General features: G+C 65.5%; 17 protein-coding genes. 6 read left to right on the plus strand and 11 right to left on the minus strand.

All coding sequences use genetic code 11. The annotated features are described in order from the left end of the window. Nucleotides 1-78: 78 nt before the first annotated feature. The 3 genes from CFB50_RS17980 to CFB50_RS17990 all read right to left on the minus strand — a co-directional run bounded on the left by CFB50_RS17980 (nucleotide 79) and on the right by CFB50_RS17990 (nucleotide 2,333). A complete protein-coding gene (locus CFB50_RS17980; RefSeq protein WP_089446753.1) occupies nucleotides 79-1,098 on the minus strand; it encodes a tyrosine-type recombinase/integrase in 1,020 nt (339 codons plus the stop codon). 102 nt (nucleotides 1,099-1,200) lie between these two features. Next, the gene (locus CFB50_RS17985; protein ID WP_089446754.1) at nucleotides 1,201-1,581 is read right to left on the minus strand and encodes a DUF2471 family protein; all 381 of its coding nucleotides are present in this window, start codon (nucleotides 1,579-1,581) and stop codon (nucleotides 1,201-1,203) included. Nucleotides 1,582-1,721: 140 nt separating this feature from the next. Continuing rightward, on the minus strand, nucleotides 1,722-2,333 hold the full coding sequence (locus CFB50_RS17990; RefSeq protein WP_069250357.1) for a helix-turn-helix domain-containing protein: 612 nt from the start codon (nucleotides 2,331-2,333) through the stop codon (nucleotides 1,722-1,724). Between the two features lie 161 nt (nucleotides 2,334-2,494). On the opposite strand from CFB50_RS17990, the gene CFB50_RS17995 reads away from it, so the two are divergent. Both CFB50_RS17995 and tdh read left to right on the plus strand, forming a co-directional pair. Continuing rightward, nucleotides 2,495-3,694 carry a glycine C-acetyltransferase gene (locus tag CFB50_RS17995; protein WP_089446755.1) on the plus strand — a complete coding sequence of 400 codons (1,200 nt, stop codon included), beginning with the start codon at nucleotides 2,495-2,497 and terminating at the stop codon, nucleotides 3,692-3,694. A 13-nt stretch (nucleotides 3,695-3,707) separates the two neighbouring features. Beyond that, nucleotides 3,708-4,736 (plus strand): L-threonine 3-dehydrogenase, encoded by a 1,029-nt coding sequence (tdh, locus tag CFB50_RS18000; protein WP_063550911.1) that lies wholly within the window; start codon nucleotides 3,708-3,710, stop codon nucleotides 4,734-4,736. Between the two features lie 403 nt (nucleotides 4,737-5,139). Here the strand turns inward: tdh and CFB50_RS18005 are convergent, their stop codons facing one another. Both CFB50_RS18005 and CFB50_RS18010 read right to left on the minus strand, forming a co-directional pair. Beyond that, on the minus strand, nucleotides 5,140-5,556 hold the full coding sequence (locus CFB50_RS18005) for a hypothetical protein (RefSeq protein ID WP_089446756.1): 417 nt from the start codon (nucleotides 5,554-5,556) through the stop codon (nucleotides 5,140-5,142). Next, nucleotides 5,553-6,191, minus strand: coding sequence for a GNAT family N-acetyltransferase (locus CFB50_RS18010; protein ID WP_089446757.1), 639 nt, complete (start codon nucleotides 6,189-6,191; stop codon nucleotides 5,553-5,555). The genes CFB50_RS18005 and CFB50_RS18010 overlap by 4 nt, the downstream gene beginning before the upstream one ends. Nucleotides 6,192-6,373: 182 nt before the next feature. On the opposite strand from CFB50_RS18010, the gene CFB50_RS18015 reads away from it, so the two are divergent. Together CFB50_RS18015 and CFB50_RS18020 are read left to right on the plus strand one after the other, a co-directional pair. After that, nucleotides 6,374-6,979: a TetR/AcrR family transcriptional regulator gene (locus CFB50_RS18015; protein WP_069250361.1), complete on the plus strand. Its 606-nt coding sequence runs from the start codon at nucleotides 6,374-6,376 to the stop codon at nucleotides 6,977-6,979. A 63-nt stretch (nucleotides 6,980-7,042) separates the two neighbouring features. Beyond that, on the plus strand, nucleotides 7,043-7,522 hold the full coding sequence (locus tag CFB50_RS18020; protein ID WP_089446758.1) for a nuclear transport factor 2 family protein: 480 nt from the start codon (nucleotides 7,043-7,045) through the stop codon (nucleotides 7,520-7,522). Nucleotides 7,523-8,032: 510 nt separating this feature from the next. Here CFB50_RS18020 and CFB50_RS18025 read toward each other — a convergent pair. Continuing rightward, entirely contained in the window at nucleotides 8,033-9,118 is a 1,086-nt protein-coding gene (locus CFB50_RS18025; protein WP_089446759.1) for a tartrate dehydrogenase, read from the minus strand. Nucleotides 9,119-9,235: 117 nt separating this feature from the next. Between CFB50_RS18025 and CFB50_RS18030 the strand changes: the two genes are divergently transcribed. Continuing rightward, nucleotides 9,236-10,159: a LysR substrate-binding domain-containing protein gene (locus tag CFB50_RS18030; RefSeq protein WP_089446760.1), complete on the plus strand. Its 924-nt coding sequence runs from the start codon at nucleotides 9,236-9,238 to the stop codon at nucleotides 10,157-10,159. Nucleotides 10,160-10,318: 159 nt separating this feature from the next. Here CFB50_RS18030 and argC read toward each other — a convergent pair whose 3' ends face one another. Then, nucleotides 10,319-11,266 carry an N-acetyl-gamma-glutamyl-phosphate reductase gene (gene argC, locus CFB50_RS18035; RefSeq protein WP_089446761.1) on the minus strand — a complete coding sequence of 316 codons (948 nt, stop codon included), beginning with the start codon at nucleotides 11,264-11,266 and terminating at the stop codon, nucleotides 10,319-10,321. Nucleotides 11,267-11,386: 120 nt separating this feature from the next. Between argC and CFB50_RS18040 the strand changes: the two genes are divergently transcribed. Continuing rightward, complete coding sequence (locus tag CFB50_RS18040; protein WP_089446762.1) at nucleotides 11,387-12,271, plus strand: LysR family transcriptional regulator; 885 nt, start codon at nucleotides 11,387-11,389, stop codon at nucleotides 12,269-12,271. Nucleotides 12,272-12,341: 70 nt separating this feature from the next. Here the strand turns inward: CFB50_RS18040 and CFB50_RS18045 are convergent, their stop codons facing one another. Genes CFB50_RS18045 through CFB50_RS18060 form a run of 4 tightly spaced genes read right to left on the minus strand, consistent with a single transcriptional unit; the run spans nucleotide 12,342 to nucleotide 15,659 of the window. Continuing rightward, complete coding sequence (locus tag CFB50_RS18045; RefSeq protein WP_069250367.1) at nucleotides 12,342-12,806, minus strand: hypothetical protein; 465 nt, start codon at nucleotides 12,804-12,806, stop codon at nucleotides 12,342-12,344. A gap of 60 nt (nucleotides 12,807-12,866) precedes the next feature. Continuing rightward, on the minus strand, nucleotides 12,867-14,084 hold the full coding sequence (locus tag CFB50_RS18050) for a patatin-like phospholipase family protein (RefSeq protein ID WP_069250368.1): 1,218 nt from the start codon (nucleotides 14,082-14,084) through the stop codon (nucleotides 12,867-12,869). Further along, nucleotides 14,081-14,866: a 3-hydroxybutyrate dehydrogenase gene (locus CFB50_RS18055; RefSeq protein ID WP_069250369.1), complete on the minus strand. Its 786-nt coding sequence runs from the start codon at nucleotides 14,864-14,866 to the stop codon at nucleotides 14,081-14,083. The genes CFB50_RS18050 and CFB50_RS18055 overlap by 4 nt, the downstream gene beginning before the upstream one ends. Before the next feature lie 52 nt (nucleotides 14,867-14,918). Further along, nucleotides 14,919-15,659 carry an acetoacetate decarboxylase gene (locus CFB50_RS18060; RefSeq protein ID WP_089446763.1) on the minus strand — a complete coding sequence of 247 codons (741 nt, stop codon included), beginning with the start codon at nucleotides 15,657-15,659 and terminating at the stop codon, nucleotides 14,919-14,921. Nucleotides 15,660-15,954: the final 295 nt, after the last annotated feature.

Genomic DNA, 15,954 nt, shown 5'->3' on the forward strand with positions numbered 1-15,954 from the left:
TTCGGGAGCTGTGAAACGGTGAGGCTACGCTACACAAGGCTGCTCACGGATCGCTTCGCGTGAGCAGCCAATGAGTGATCAGTGAGTTTCGTCGCTATCGGACGCGTCACCGTTGCCGTCGGCCAGCCCGTCACGCCAGTTCTTCCATGCACGATGCAAGCGGTTCGACGAGATCGGCCGCATGAAGCCCAGCCATTTGCCGACCCGTTCGGGCGGCACGTCGTGTTCGAACAGTTCAGCCGCATAGGTATTGCGCAGCGTTTGCGGGCTCGCGCGCGCGGTGCGTGACGACGTGAGCCCGGCGGATTCGACGATTGCGTCGATCGCGCGCAGCATCGTCGCCTTGTGCATCGGCCGCCCGGCATGGGATGCCGGGAACACGAGCTCCCCCGGAATATCCTGGCGCTTGCGCTCGGTGAGCCAGGCTTCCAGCAGGGCGATCGCGAACGATGCCAGGTGGGTTTCGCGTGCGAAATCCGGATGTGTCGACTCGATCTGCAGTGACGTTCCACTCGTATTGATGCAACTAATGGTGAGCGCTCGCGCTTCGCCGGTTTTGATGCCGGCACCGAGAAAGGCGGCAACGAGCGCGCGGTCGCGCCGCTCTTTCCAGTACGCGGAACCGGATACGCCGATTGGCGAAAACAGGTACGCGAGCAACGTCGCGCGCTCGGCCGGCGTGAGGAAACCGGTCGGTTCGTTATCGCGCGCCTTGCGCCAGTTCGCTTCGCCATCCTGAGCAATGAACCGGGCCGGGTTGGTCGACGCGTATTCGGCGCGCCGGATGTGGTCGAGCACGCGCTCGATCAGCCGCAAATAGCGCATTCGCTGGGTTTTCCGGATCGGAAGTTCGCCGACGAAATTTGCGATGGTTGCGGTATCGACCGTGGCCAGATTCTTCTGGTGTGCGCGCATCCATGTGAGAAACGCGCCCCATTGCGCGCGATAGACGTCGGCTGACGAGCGGCGATAGTCCTGCATCGCCAGCCAGGCATCGAATGCGGCTTCCGGCGAGACGATCCAGTCGGATGCGCCGCGGTCGAACAGATCTGTTTCTTCCGGGCGTGCCGGGGTGTCGGGAGAGGTGGGAAGAGACATGTGATTTATTCCGTTAGTTGCGTATATGGTAGCCCTTTCCGCAACGTCTCGGGCAGCAAGAGGCTGGACAAGGCCGCCATACGAAGCGGCCCGGGCTGGGAGTCAGTCACCCCACGCCTTGGACGAGCGATGAACGCGCCCGTGCGACGCCGTGTCGTTCGACGCAGTTGACGCTGCTTCATAGGCGAGAACCGCGAACGAAAATACGGCGGGCAGCGCATTCGAGCGCCCGAAGTCGATCGGATCGTCCGTTTCGGGAAACGTCATGTCCAACTGCCGTTCGAACAATTGACGCATGCCGGCCTCGTGCCGGCTGGCAAAGCCGAGATCGGCAAGCGCCTCGGCCTCGATGGCGTGCAGCAGCCGCCACGTCAGCGGGACGCGCTGGTGGATGTAGCGCCCGGCGATATGCCGGACGATCAGCTCGAGGTCGTGCGCGGCAGCCTTGAAGCTGAGCGCGGCCAAATCTTGTTCTTCTGTCATTGCAGGCTCCTGTCGACCGGGCAGGCGCCTCGGTGCGCCGGCTCCGGCCCATGCATGGCGGAATGTCCGTATACTGTACAAACATACAGTGTTTTCCGCAACTGGCCTGCAATTGGCCGTTCGGCCAGCTATTCGCGCCGTCAGCGATGGATCACGATCAGCAATGCCCGCGCCTCGGTCTTGCCGGGATTGCGGATTGCGTGCGGCTCATCGGCCGGGTAGCGCGCGGTGTCGCCTACCTTCAGGCGCCGGCTGGCTGCCGCGGCTTCGATTTCCATCGCGCCCTGCAGCACGGTGAGGTGCTCGCGCGTGCCGGGCTCGTGGGCGTTCGATATCAGTGCGCCGCCGCCCGGCAGCGTCAGCTCGTACCACTCGAACTTGCCGGCGAGGTCGATCGGGCCCCATACGCGCAACTGGTAGCGGCCGTCGTGGCCGGCGAGCGTCGGGATGTCGTGCGGGCCGTCTACGCGGATCGTCTCGGCTGCCTTCGGCTGCGAGAACAGTTCGTCGAGCGTGATGCCGAGCGCGTTCGTCAACCGCCACGCAACGGCGATCGTCGGGTTGGCCTTGTCGCGTTCGATCTCGGAGAGCATCGATTTCGATACGCCGGCCGCGCGCGACAGGTCGTCGAGCGTCAGCTTGCGTTCGTTGCGCAGCCGCTGGATCTGCTCGCCGACACGCGGCGGCGTGGCGGCCGGCGGTTGCGGTGCGGCGCTGGCAGGCGTGCGCCGCGAACCGGAGGAACTTGCCATTTGGATTCCGTTCGCTTAGAGTTGTTCGATATTTCGAATTCTAGTTCGGAATATTGGATAAATGCGGTCAACCGAACGACCGACTATAACAGTAGCAGGCCGTTGCGCCGCCGCCACGAGTGGCGCGTTGCGGAATGCGAAACCCTGTCAGGAGCTTTGCGATGCGTGATGCCTTTCTCGCCCAGGTGCGCGGGACGCTGGACCAGATCCGCGCGGACGGTTTTTACAAGACCGAGCGCGAGATCGCGAGTCCCCAGGCGGCGGACGTGCGGCTCGCCGGCGGTGCCGGCGTGCTCAATTTCTGCGCGAACAACTATCTGGGTCTGGCGAACGATTCGCGCCTGATCGACGCGGCGAAGGCCGGCCTCGACCAGGACGGCTTCGGCATGGCATCGGTACGCTTCATCTGCGGCACGCAAACCGTGCACAAGCAACTGGAAAGCGCACTGGCCGCGTTTCTCGGCACCGAGGACACCATCCTCTATTCGAGCTGCTTCGACGCGAACGGCGGGCTGTTCGAGACGCTGCTCGACGAGAACGACGCGGTGATCAGCGACGAGCTGAACCACGCGAGCATCATCGACGGCGTTCGCCTCTGCAAGGCGAAGCGCTTCCGCTACAAGAACAACGACCTGGCCGACCTCGAGGCAAAGCTCAAGGAAGCCGACGCGGCGGGCGCTCGCCACAAGCTGATCGCGACCGACGGCGTATTCTCGATGGACGGCATCATTGCCGACCTCAAAGGCATCTGCGATCTCGCCGATCGTTACGGCGCGATCGTGATGGTCGACGATTCGCACGCGGTCGGCTTCATCGGCACGCACGGCCGCGGCACGCCCGAGCACTGCGGCGTCGAAGGCCGCGTCGACATCATCACGGGCACGCTCGGCAAGGCGCTCGGCGGTGCATCGGGCGGCTATGTCGCCGCGCGTCGCGAGGTCATCGAACTCCTGCGCCAGCGCTCGCGCCCGTACCTGTTCTCGAACACGCTCACGCCGAGCATCGCCGCGGCATCGCTGAAGGTGCTGGAGCTGCTCGGCAGCGACGAAGGCACGAAGCTGCGCGAGCGCGTGCGCGAAAACGGCGCGCGGTTCCGCAAGCAGATGACCGAAGCCGGCTTCACGCTCGTGCCGGGTGCGCATCCGATCATCCCGGTGATGCTCGGCGACGCGCAGCTGGCGACGAACATGGCCGACAAGCTGCTCGACGAAGGGGTCTACGTGATCGGCTTCTCGTTCCCCGTCGTGCCGCGCGGCCGCGCGCGCATCCGGACGCAGATGAGCGCCGCGCATACGCCCGAGCAGATCGACCGAACGGTCGCCGCGTTCGTGCGCGTCGGCAAGTCGCTCGGCATCATCTGACGGAGGCGCGATCATGAAAGCACTGGCAAAGCTCGAGCGCGGCCCCGGCCTCACGCTCACGCGCGTGAAGCGCCCCGAAGTCGGCCACAACGACGTGCTGATCAAGATCCGCCGCACGGCGATCTGCGGCACCGACATCCATATCTGGAAGTGGGACGACTGGGCGCAGAAGACGATTCCCGTGCCGATGCACGTCGGTCACGAGTATGTCGGCGAGATCGTCGAGATGGGGCAGGAGGTGCGCGGCTTCGCGATCGGCGATCGCGTGTCCGGCGAAGGCCACATCACGTGTGGTTTCTGCCGCAACTGTCGCGCGGGGCGCCGGCATCTGTGCCGCAACACGGTCGGCGTCGGCGTGAACCGCGAAGGCGCGTTCGCCGAGTATCTGGCGATTCCTGCGTTCAACGCCTTCAAGATTCCGCCGGAGATCTCCGACGATCTCGCATCGATCTTCGATCCGTTCGGCAACGCGACGCACACGGCCCTGTCGTTCAACCTCGTCGGCGAAGACGTGCTGATCACCGGCGCGGGTCCGATCGGCATCATGGCCGTCGCGATCGCGAAGCACGTCGGCGCGCGCAACGTCGTCATCACCGACATCAACGATTATCGGCTCGAACTCGCGCGCAAGATGGGCGCGACGCGCGCGGTCAACGTCGCGCGCGAGTCGCTGCGCGACGTGATGTCCGACCTGCACATGACCGAAGGCTTCGACGTCGGCCTCGAAATGTCGGGCGTGCCGAGCGCGTTCACGAGCATGCTCGAGGCGATGAACCACGGCGGCAAGGTCGCGCTGCTCGGCATTCCGCCCGCGCAGACGGCGATCGACTGGAACCAGGTGATCTTCAAGGGGCTCGAGATCAAGGGCATCTACGGTCGCGAGATGTTCGAGACCTGGTACAAGATGGTTGCGATGCTGCAGAGCGGCCTCGACCTGTCGCCGATCATCACGCACCGCTTCGCGGCCGACGATTACGAGAAAGGCTTCGCCGCGATGTTGTCCGGCGAAAGCGGCAAGGTGATTCTCGACTGGACGGTCTGAGTGCCGAAGGGGCGGTGCGGCGTGTTTGCCGCCTGCCCCGTCTTTGTTTTACGTCTGCGTTTTCGAGTCGAAACACGCGAAGCCGCGCTCAAGGTGAGATTATTCGGGAGCTGTGTTTGCGCGCCGAATCGCGACACGATCGCACATCGGTGACCTGCAATCGCACGTTCACTTCACCTGTCGGCAGTCGTCCCGCTTCCCGCCATCACGCCATTACGCCGTTCGGCACTTGCTCCCCCTCTTCCCGGCACTTCCCTCGTGACTTGCCGCGTGATCGTGCGCTACGCACGCCATGTGATGCCATGCCGAACCGCACCATCAACCGTGAGCCTTCACGTGTCGTTGCGACTCACTCATGCGCGAAGCGATCGATATCAATCGACATCGACCGGTGCGCAGGCCGCTACTTGATCCGCTCACCATTCAACCCGCGCGGGTCGAGCTGAAGACTCAACATGACGAGCCAGCGCTTTGGGCACTGCGGCGCGATGTCGGCCGGATCGCCGTGCGCGCCGGGAACGGTGACGAACCCGTGTTGTGCCGCGTATTGATAGGCGCGCAACGCGTCCGCCTGCAGCCAGAAGCTGACGAGCGCGCACGTGACGAAGCGGAACAGCAGCACCGTCGCGGCATCCGGCGCGAAGCCGGCCATCACCAGCAGGCTTTCGAACGCGAACGCCAGCGCTTGGGCGACCGCGATCGTGAGAATCGTCAGCTTCAACACACCGCGCAGCCGCCGCGCCGCACGCAACCGTGCCTGCCGGACGTCGAGCCGGGTGTGATCGTCGTCGCCCTCGCGCTTCGGCATGTCGTGTTTCATGAAGCGGCTCCGACGTGCCGCGTGACGTCGAACTGCGCCGTATCGCCGGCAACGATGCGACTGCTCCCGACGCTGACGGATTTGCACAGGATCGTGCTGTCGTGGTTGTGTCCCGGAAAGCGCATCACGTCGACCGGTTGAAATCCTTCGCGGCGATAGAAATCGATGAGCCGGACTGCTGCGTACGGCGCGTCGAGTGCGAGGTGCGTCGCGCCGCGCGCGGCGGCCCGCCGTTGCGCGAACGCGAGCAGCGAACGGCCGATGCCGCGATCCTGCCAGACGGGATCGACGGCCAGTTGGCCGAGTGTCGCGACGTGCCGGCTGCGGTACGGATCGCAGCGGGAATCGGGATCGTGCGAACGCATCGTCATCGTCGCGACCAGGTGGGCATTGCCGAGCGCGACGAAGCACTCGCCGGTGAGCACGCGCTCGCGGGTCGCCGAGGCCGGCTGATCGACGCCCGGGTGGTTGAAGCCCAGTGCGCCGAGCGGTGCGAACGCGCGATGCAGCAGCGCGGTCAACGTGTCGTACGAATCGTTGCGCGGGTCGAAGCGCCGCACGACGACGCGGCCGTCGAGCCGCTTCGCATAAGCCGCATAGGCGCGCACGGGGCGCGCGGATTCCGGTTGCTGCATGATGTCCTTTCGCCCAGACAGGGTGACCGAAGTGTAGTGAGCGTCGCGCGTCCGCTTCAAGAAAAAATGTCGTAAACGAAGCGGCCCACGTTGCCCGTCCAGGCCGCGGTTCAGCCCTCTCGCCGACAGGGCTTTTGCATGCGGGTGTTGACGACGGAGAACGATCGTTCTACCGTAAACCCATGAACACACCTCACGACTCCTCCGCCGAACCGGGCGTTCGCGACCGGCTGCTCGATGCAGCCGAAGCGTTGATCTATTCGGGCGGTATCCATGCAACCGGCGTCGATGCGATCGTCAAGCGATCCGGCGCGGCCCGAAAGAGCTTTTATTCGCATTTCGAATCGAAAGAGGCGCTGGTCGTGGCCGCGCTCGAACGTCGCGACGAGCGCTGGATGCGCTGGTTCGTCGATGCAACGCTGGCGCGCGGCAAGGCGCCACGCGTGCAGTTGCTCGGCATGTTCGACGTGCTGCGCGACTGGTTCGGGCAGCACGACTTTCACGGCTGCGCGTTCCTGAACGCGTCGGGCGAGATTCCCGACGCGGATGACCCCGTGCGCGTCGTCGCACGCGAGCACAAGGCACGCCTGTTGGCATTCGTACGCGAGCGGTTCGATGCGTATGCCGACGAAACGGGCATCGAGCGTCGCGGGCTCGCGCGACTGGCGCGCCAGTGGCTCGTGCTGATCGACGGTGCAATCGGCGTGGCACTCGTAACCGGCGATGCAAACGCTGCGCGCGACGCGCGCGCAACGGCCGAACTGCTGCTCGACGCGGTGTCCCGCTAGTCGAAGCAGCGAATCCGAACCGGCCGCGATTGTCCGCGGCCTGAACCTGAACAGGAGCAATCCATGTCCGCTTCCCCCGAAGTCCGTCCGCCCGTTCCGCCCTTCACGCTCGAAACGGCGCGCCAGAAGGTGCGCGCCGCCGAGGACGGGTGGAACACGCGCGACCCGCAGCGCGTGTCGCTCGCCTATACGCCGCAAAGCCGATGGCGCAACCGTGAGGAATTCGTGACCGGCCGCGACGAGATCGTCGGGCTGCTGCAGCGCAAGTGGACGCGCGAGCTCGACTACCGGTTGATCAAGGAGCTGTGGGCGTTCGACGGCAATCGCATCGCGGTGCGCTTTGCCTACGAATGGCACGACGACGCCGGCAACTGGTTCCGTTCGTACGGCAACGAAAACTGGGAGTTCGACGAGAACGGCCTGATGGCGCATCGTCACGCGAGCATCAACGACTTGCCGATCCGCGAGCAGGATCGTCTCTATCACTGGCCGCTCGGTCGCCGTCCGGACGATCATCCGGGGCTGTCCGACCTCGGGTTGTGATGCGCGCGTCGGCTCGACTCGACGGATCGACGAACGCATCACCGGGATGCAACGGTGAGGAAATCCGGGAGTCGGCGCGTCGAAGGTGAGATTTTTCGGGAGGAGGTGAAATGTTGCGTCGGACTGTGTGCAGTGAGCCGTTCGACGCGGCATCGCATCGGGCAAAGCGGACGCGCCGCACATGGTGGCATCACGTGATGCACGTGTTTGCACGCAACGGTGTGCTTTACCGCGTGATGCATTTCACCGATCGCACGGCGCCGGCAGTGGAGTGACGATCGGTGTGCACGCGCGCGATGTGCAACTCACCGACCGTGTCGACGTCGACGACGGATAGCGAGAGCCGTGCGCGTTGCGGTGCGGTGTTGCTCACCACTCGACTTCACCGTGCAGGCGACGGAATTCGCACGCGTGCGCAAATGTGTTGCGTGTTGCTCACCGCACTTCGCTCACCGCTCACCGATTCACGCAGTCACTCCGCGGCGCGTGCGAACGCGCCGGGCATGATCGTCAGCCCGCGATCCGTGCGGCGATCGCCTCACCCACTTCCTGCGTCCCCGCGTTGCCGCCGAGATCGCGCGAATGCGGCCCCGTGCGCAGCACGTCCTCGATCGCGGCGACGATCGCGTCGTGCGCTTCGCGTTCGCGGCCCGCGCCGTTGCCGAGGAAGTCGAGCATCAACGCTGCCGACCAGATCATCGCGACCGGGTTCGCGATGTATTGCCCCGCGATGTCGGGCGCGGAGCCGTGAACGGGTTCGAACAGCGACGGAAACTTGCGGTCGGGATTCAGGTTCGCCGACGGCGCGATGCCGATCGTGCCCGTACAGGCCGGCCCGAGATCCGACAGGATGTCGCCGAACAGGTTCGACGCGACGACGACGTCGAAGCGGTCAGGCTGCAGCACGAAGCGCGCGCACAGGATGTCGATGTGCTGCTTGTCGACGGCGATGTCGGGATAGCGTTCGGCCATCTCGGCCGTGCGCGCGTCCCACCACGGCATGCTGATCGCGATGCCGTTGCTCTTCGTCGCGACGGTAAGGCGCTTCGCGCGCCGCTGTGCGAGGTCGAACGCGAATTTCAGCACGCGCTCGGTGCCGTGACGCGTGAAGATCGACTGCTGCATCACGATCTCGCGTTCGGTGCCTTCGAACATCGTGCCGCCGACCGACGAATACTCGCCCTCGGTGTTCTCGCGCACGATCATGAAGTCGATGTCGCCCGCGCGGCGGCCGGCGAGCGGTGACGGCACGCCGTCGAACAGGCGTGCGGGCCGCAGGTTGATGTACTGGTCGAACTCGCGGCGGAATTTCAGCAGCGAGCCCCACAGCGAAATATGATCGGGCACCGTCGCCGGCCAGCCGACCGCGCCGAACAGGATCGCGTCCATGTCCGACAGTTGCGCCTTCCAGTCGTCCGGCATCATCTTGCCGTGCTGCGCGTAGTAGTCGCAGCTCGCCCAGTCGATCTGGACGAAGTCGAAGCGGACGCCGAAGCGCGCGGTCACGGCGTCGAGTGCGCGCAGGCCCTCGGGCATCACTTCGCGGCCGATACCGTCACCGGGAATCACGGCAATCTTGTAAGTCCTGTCGGTCATGCAAATCTCCTTGGCTGGGCGGCCGGCTGCCTGGGGCGGTAGCGGCGCGTTACACCATTCTATTTATTTCCATTCAGGTTAAAATCGCGTGAAAGGTTAATCGACTTTCCACGAATCGTGAATAAATCGCCGAATCTGGACGACCTGCGCGTGTTCAGCCTGGTCGTCCGCCTGACCAGCTTCAGCGCGGCCGCCGAGCAGCTCGCGGTATCGCCCGCCTATGTCAGCAAGCGCATCGCGTTGCTCGAGGCGCAGCTCGGCACGCGCCTGCTGCATCGCTCGACGCGGCGCGTGACGGTCACGGAAGCCGGCGAACGCGTGTACGCGCGCGCCGAGAAGATCCTCGACGACGTCGATCATCTCGTCGAGGACGTGTCGACCACGCGCACGGTGCCGCGCGGCACGCTGCGCATTTCGAGCAGCTTCGGCTTCGGCCGGCACATCGTCGCGCCGGCGCTGCTCGACTTCACCGCGCGCTTTCCGCAGCTGAACGTGCGGCTCGATCTGTTCGACCGGCTCGTCGATGTCGCGGGCGAAGGCTACGATCTCGACGTGCGCATCGGCGACGAGATCGCCGATCACCTGATCGCGCGCCGCCTCGCCGCGAACTACCGCGTGCTGTGTGCATCGCCCGACTATCTCGCACGGCGCGGCACGCCCCGCTCGCTCGCGGATCTCGCGTCGCACGACTGTCTGGCCATCAAGGAGCGCGACCACCCGTTCGGCGTGTGGCGGCTGAACGTGCGCGGCGAAACGGCAACGGTGAAGGTCGGCGGCGCGCTGTCGACGAACCATGGCGAAGTGGCGGTGCAGTGGGCACTGGCCGGGCGCGGAATCGTGCTGCGTTCGATCTGGGAAGCCGCGCCGCTGATCGAACGCGGCGCACTGTGTCGCGTGCTGCCGGACGCCATCCAGCCCGCGAACATCTGGGCCGTGTATCCGGAGCGCGTTGCGGCGTCGGCGAAAGTGCGCGTATGCGTGGATTTTCTGGTGGAGACGCTGGCCGGCTTGAATGCCGCCGCGGGTGACGAGATGGCCTGAAACCGGCTAAAGGTGAGCTTTTACGGGGGCATGTGCGGAGCATCGACAGGCCCCCGTTTCCGGCTCGCAACCGCGTCGCGAGCCGGTAGCGTCCAACGGGCACTCACGCATCGCGGCCACGATGTACCGGGCCGGCTGACGATGGTGCCCGCACGCGACTCACGCCGCTTTCGCCACGTCTGCCGCACCGAGCATCAGGTCGAGATTCTGCACGGCCGCGCCGGACGCCCCTTTGCCGAGATTGTCGAACACGGCGGACAGCAGCACCTGGCCGTGATCCGCATTGACGAACACGCCGAGCCGCAGGTCATTGGTGCCGTTCAGCGCTTGCGGATCGAGATGCGTGATTGCTTGCGTCTCCGCGAGCGGCGTGACGTCGACGTGACGCGCGCCGGCGTAATGGTGCGCAAGACACGCATGCAACTGCTCACCGGTCACGCCGGCAGGAAGCAGGCGCAGCTCGATCGGTATGGTGAGCACGATGCCTTGCCGATAGGCACCGTAGGCCGGCACGAACATCGGGCGATTCGTCAGACCGGCATGCAGCTGGATCTCCGGCACATGCTTGTGCGCGAGTGCGAGGCCGTAGACCTGTAGCGGTTTCGCTTGCGAAGCATCGCTCGACTCGAATGCGTCGACGGCAGCCCGTCCACCGCCCGAGTACCCGGAGACGGCATGGATGCTCACCGGGTAGTCGCGCGGCAGCAGGCCGGCCTGTTGCAGGGGCCGCAGCAGCGCGATCGCGCCGGTCGGGTAGCAGCCCGGATTGGTGACACGCCGTGCGTGCGCGATCGTCCGCGCGTGCCCGATCGCCATCTCGGGAAAGCCGTAGACCCAATCCGGCTGCGTGCGATGGGCCGAACTCGCGTCGATCACGCGCACCGCCGGATTCCGGATGAAGCCGACCGCTTGGCGCGCGGCCGCGTCGGGCAGGCACAGGATCGCGATGTCGGCTGCGTTGATCGCTTCGGCGCGCCGCACGGGATCCTTGCGCTCGGCATCCGGCAGCGTAACGAGCTGCAGGTCGTCGCGCCCGCGCAGGCGTTCGTGGATCAGCAATCCGGTCGTGCCTTGATCGCCGTCGATGTAGACAGTGGGCTGGCTCATGATGGTCGCGTTCCTTCGGTTCGGTCGTCGGGAAAGCCATATCTTCCGCCGAACACCTAGAATAGGAAAAGTTGAATTTGCTGACTGCGAAATTCAGTTTTCTTGAACGAGAGGTGAAGGATGCGAGAGATCAGCCTGGACCGCCTGCGCACGCTGGTCGCCATCGCGGACCACGGGTCCTTTGTCGCGGCGGCGCAATGGCTGCATCTCGCGCCACCGACCGTCAGCCTTCACATTGCCGAACTGGAAAGCCGCATCGGCGCGCCGTTGCTGTCCCGTGCGCGTGGAAACGTGCGGCCTTCGCCCATCGGTGAAGTGCTGGTGGAACGGGCACGCCGCCTGCTGGCCGAAGTCGAATCCACGCTGGACGATGTGCAGCGGCAGGTGCAGGGGCTGTCCGGGCGCGTACGCCTCGGCGCATCGACCGGGGCGATCGCGCACCTGTTGCCGCAGGCGGTGGCCCGGTTGCGCGACGCGCATCCGGACATCGATGTCCAGATCGCGGTGCTCACGTCGCACGACACGCTGGCGCGCATTGCGCAGGGCACGCTCGATGTCGGACTGGTGGCGCTGCCGCAGACGGCGGTCGCGGGGCTGTCGATCCGCGCGTGGCGGCGCGATCCGGTGATGGCGTTTCTGCCGGCGGACTGGCCGCTTCCGGCGCGCGTCACGCCCGGCTATCTGGCTGCCCGCCCGCTGATACTCAACGATGCGACCACGCGCCTGTCGCGGCTCACGACGGAATGGTTCGCGCTCGGCGGCCACCGGCCGGAGCCGCGGATCGAACTCAACTACAACGATGCGATCAAGAGCCTGGTCGCGGCCGGTTACGGCGCGACGCTGCTGCCGCACGAGGCGGGTGCGCCGCTACCCGACGCACGCATCGTCATGCGGGCGTTGCGCCCGGCGTTGTGGCGGGAACTGGGTATTGCGCATCGGGCGGGGCCGGTCGAGCGGGCGACACAGCACGTGCTCGATGCGTTGTGGGCGCTGAAGGCGCGCTAGCGCGTGGCATGCGGGACAGCCGGCGCGGCGGTTCGTGCCGGGCGCACGTGCGCATCGGCCGCGCGCCGTGTCAGAGCCGGTTGTCCTTCGCGAGCGTCAGCACGCGCGCCCAGCGTTGCGCATCGCGCTTGTCCATCATCGGCAGCTTCCATTCGCTGCGTACGGCGTCGCGCACGCGCACGACGAGATGCCAGCGACCGCCGATCGGTGCGGCCTGGCAGCCGTCGAGCTGCGACAGCGTATAGCGGCCGTCTGCGCCGTCGTGCGACAGCCACAGCAACCCCTGCGTCGCGGACACACGCAGCTCGCCCCACGCGCGGTGCACGACGTGGGTCCAGCCTTCTTCCTTCGTATTCGGTGCGATGTCGCGGCGGCGCTTGATCCACCAGGCGACGAGCGCGATCAGGATCGCGGCGGCGAGCACGGCGGCCGCGATCGCGACCGGCTGGCCGAACTGCGCGGCGATGACGTGAAACAGATGAACCGCGCCCCATCCGGCAGCGATGAGCGCGAACAGTGCAATGAAAATCGGCATGTCTGGTCGGAGAAGAGGACGGACCGGCGCATGCATCGCGCCGATCCGTCGCGCACGGCATTACCGTTTGCGGTGAATGTCGTGCGTCACGAAGCCCGCGTCGTTGTTGGGCAGCGCGAGGCCGTCCTTGACTGCGAGCGTCTTGCGGATGTCGTCGAGACCCGCGGACCAGTGGTCACGCATCGTCGACAGACCGAACTGGTAGTCCTTGTAGTGATGCTCGTACGCCTTCTGCTGGTAGATCAGGTGCTGGATGTTGTACTTCTTGCTGCACGACATCGCATCGGCCTCGACGCACCACGGATCCGCCTTGCGCTGCTCTTCCGGCACCTGGTCGAGCACGTGGCGCAGCACGTTGCGGTAGCGCTGTTCGCGCTGCAGCGTGTCGGTGACGAAACGCGTGCGGCTCGAATACTGCACGTCCTTCGTGCGCTCGGCGACGTCGGCCATCGTGCGCGGCAGCGGCCCGCGCGCACTCCACAGATCGACCTGGAACGCGAGCGTGTCGCGGCGCGGCCGTGCGCGGAGCACTTCCATCAGCGGCGTATTCGACACCACTCCGCCGTCCCAGTAGTACTCGCCGTCGATCTCGACCGGCGGGAACGCGGGCGGCAGCGCGCCGGACGCCATGAAGTGTTCGGGCGCGAGACGGATGCGCGAGTTGTCGAAGTACACGAAGTTGCCGGTGCCGACGTTGACCGCGCCGACCGACACGCGCGTTTCGCCCGAATTGATCCGGTCGAAATCGCACAGCTTCAGCAGCGTCGCGCGCAGTTGCGACGTGTCGTACCAGCTGATCTTCTCCGGATGATCCGACACGCCCGGCAGCGGCGGCGGGAAGCGCGGCACGAAGAAGCCCTGCTGGCCCTGCATCATCGCGCTTGCAGCCTGCGACGCGGTGAAGAACGTGCGGACCTGGTCGATGCTGTTGAACAGCGCGAACTCGAACGCGGCCGGAATCGTCGGGAAGAACGCCGGCTTGCAGATCGTTTCCCAGAACTCGCGCAACCGCTCGACACGATGCTCGGGCGCATTGCCCGCGATCAGCGCGGTGTTGAGCGCGCCGATCGAGATGCCCGCGATCCAGTCGAGCGGGATGCCCGCCTCGTGCAGCCCTTCGAACACGCCGGCCTGGTACGCGCCGAGCGCGCCGCCGCCTTGCAGCACGAGCGCGATCGTCTCGTACGGCAGCGTGCGCGCGGCGGCCGGTGCGCCGGCCTCGTGATGCAGGTCCGCCGCATCGACGGCCTGCTTTTCGGTGCGGGCGTGCGGCTTCATTGCATGAACCAGCCGTGGCTGACGATGAACGACTGGCCCGTGAGCGCGGCGCTCGGGAAGGCCGACAGGAACAGCACCGTCTGCGCGACGTCCTGAACGGTCGTGAACACGCCGTCGACCGTATTGCCGAGCATCACCTTCTTCACCACTTCCTCTTCGCTGATCCCGAGCTCCTTCGCCTGCTCCGGAATCTGCTTGTCGACCAGCGGTGTGCGCACGAAGCCCGGACACACGACGTGCGAACGCACGTTGTGCTTCGCGCCTTCCTTCGCCAGCACGCGCGCCAGGCCGAGCAGGCCGTGCTTGGCCGTCACGTACGCCGACTTCAGCGGCGACGCTTCGTGCGAGTGCACCGAACCCATGTAGATCACGACACCGCCGCGATCGTCCTTGTACATGTGCTTGAGGGCCGCCTTGGTCGTCAGGAACGCGCCGTCGACGTGGATCGCCTGCATCTTCTTCCAGTCGGAGAACGCGTAGTTCTCGATCGGGTTGACGATCTGGATGCCCGCGTTCGACACGAGGATGTCGACCGAGCCGAACGTTTCGGCCACCTTGTCGATACCGCTGTTCACGGCGTCCTCGTTCGTCACGTCCATCGCGACGCCGATCGCCTTGCCGCCCGCCTTGACGATCTCGTCGGCGACTGCGTTCGCGCCGTCCTGGTTCAGGTCGGCGATCGCGACGGCCGCGCCCGCTTTCGCGAGCTCGAGTGCGATTTCCTTGCCGATGCCGCTCGCGGCGCCCGTGACGACTGCGGTCTTGCCATTCAGGTTGCTCATGTTCGAATTCCCGTGGTGAAAGGATTGACAGGGAGAAAGGACTGCGGACGTGTTACTGAGCCAGGTAATCGTAGACGACTTCGCCGAGGCCCAGTGTCAAATCTGCGACCAGGTGGCGGGCCTCGACGATTTCGAGCACGGGCAGGTCGGCCACGGGCGCGAGCGCGTGCGGCGCCAGCTCGAGCGATGCGGGGCCCGTCCACGCGCCCTTCATCTTGATGTCCTGCATGTAGTAGCGCACCAGTTCGCAGACGCGCGCGGTGCCGTCGACGTGCGGGATGATCTTCAGCAGGAAATTGGGGCCGGCGAGACGCTTGGCCTGCTCGTCGATGTCGAGTTCCTTGTGCTTGTAGCCCATCGTGCCGGTGGCGACGCGCACCTTGCCGTAATCGAGCGTGCCGAGGAGGTGGTCGGTGTTCACGTGCAGCGTGGGCGACGCGAGCTTCTTCGGGAAGCCCCACAGTTCGCGGCCGCCGGCGATCGGCGGGTGATCGTCGAGATACATCGCGAGCGTATAGCCGCCCGGCTGGCCGTTGTATTCGACGGGAATCACCTGACCGCTTTCGGTGTAGTCGCCGAAGCCGGTCGAATCGGCCATGCGGATGAATTCGTAATGCACGAGCGGCTCGGTGACCTGCAGCGGCTCGGGGACGATTTCGCGGAGACGGTCCGGATCGGTGCGATACGTGATGATCAGGAACTCACGATCGACGAAACGGTAAGGGCCCATCGGGAAGGCGGGGCTGGTCAACGGCATCGCAAACGCTTTCGATCGGACATCGCTGGGTTTCATGCGGACTCCTTGTTGTTGATCGCTTCGTGGATGAGTGCTCGTAAGCTCGTAATCCTATGCCTGTGCGTTGCCGTTGTGCGATGCCGCATATGGAATTAATTGTTGCCGATTTCGAAGCATTCGCCGCGTAAATATTGAGATGAATGACGTAAACGGTCTGGATGGCATCCGGCGCCCCGATGTTTGCACACGTCGATGACGCCGCGATGTAAAAAAGGTGAGCCTTTACGGGATGCCAGGTGAGCCTTTCCGGGAGACGGTCGCGCGGGAATGTGACAATTGTGTGAACTTGTGT

The sequence above is a fragment of the Burkholderia sp. AU33423 genome (assembly GCF_002223135.1).
GTDB lineage: Bacteria > Pseudomonadota > Gammaproteobacteria > Burkholderiales > Burkholderiaceae > Burkholderia > Burkholderia lata_D.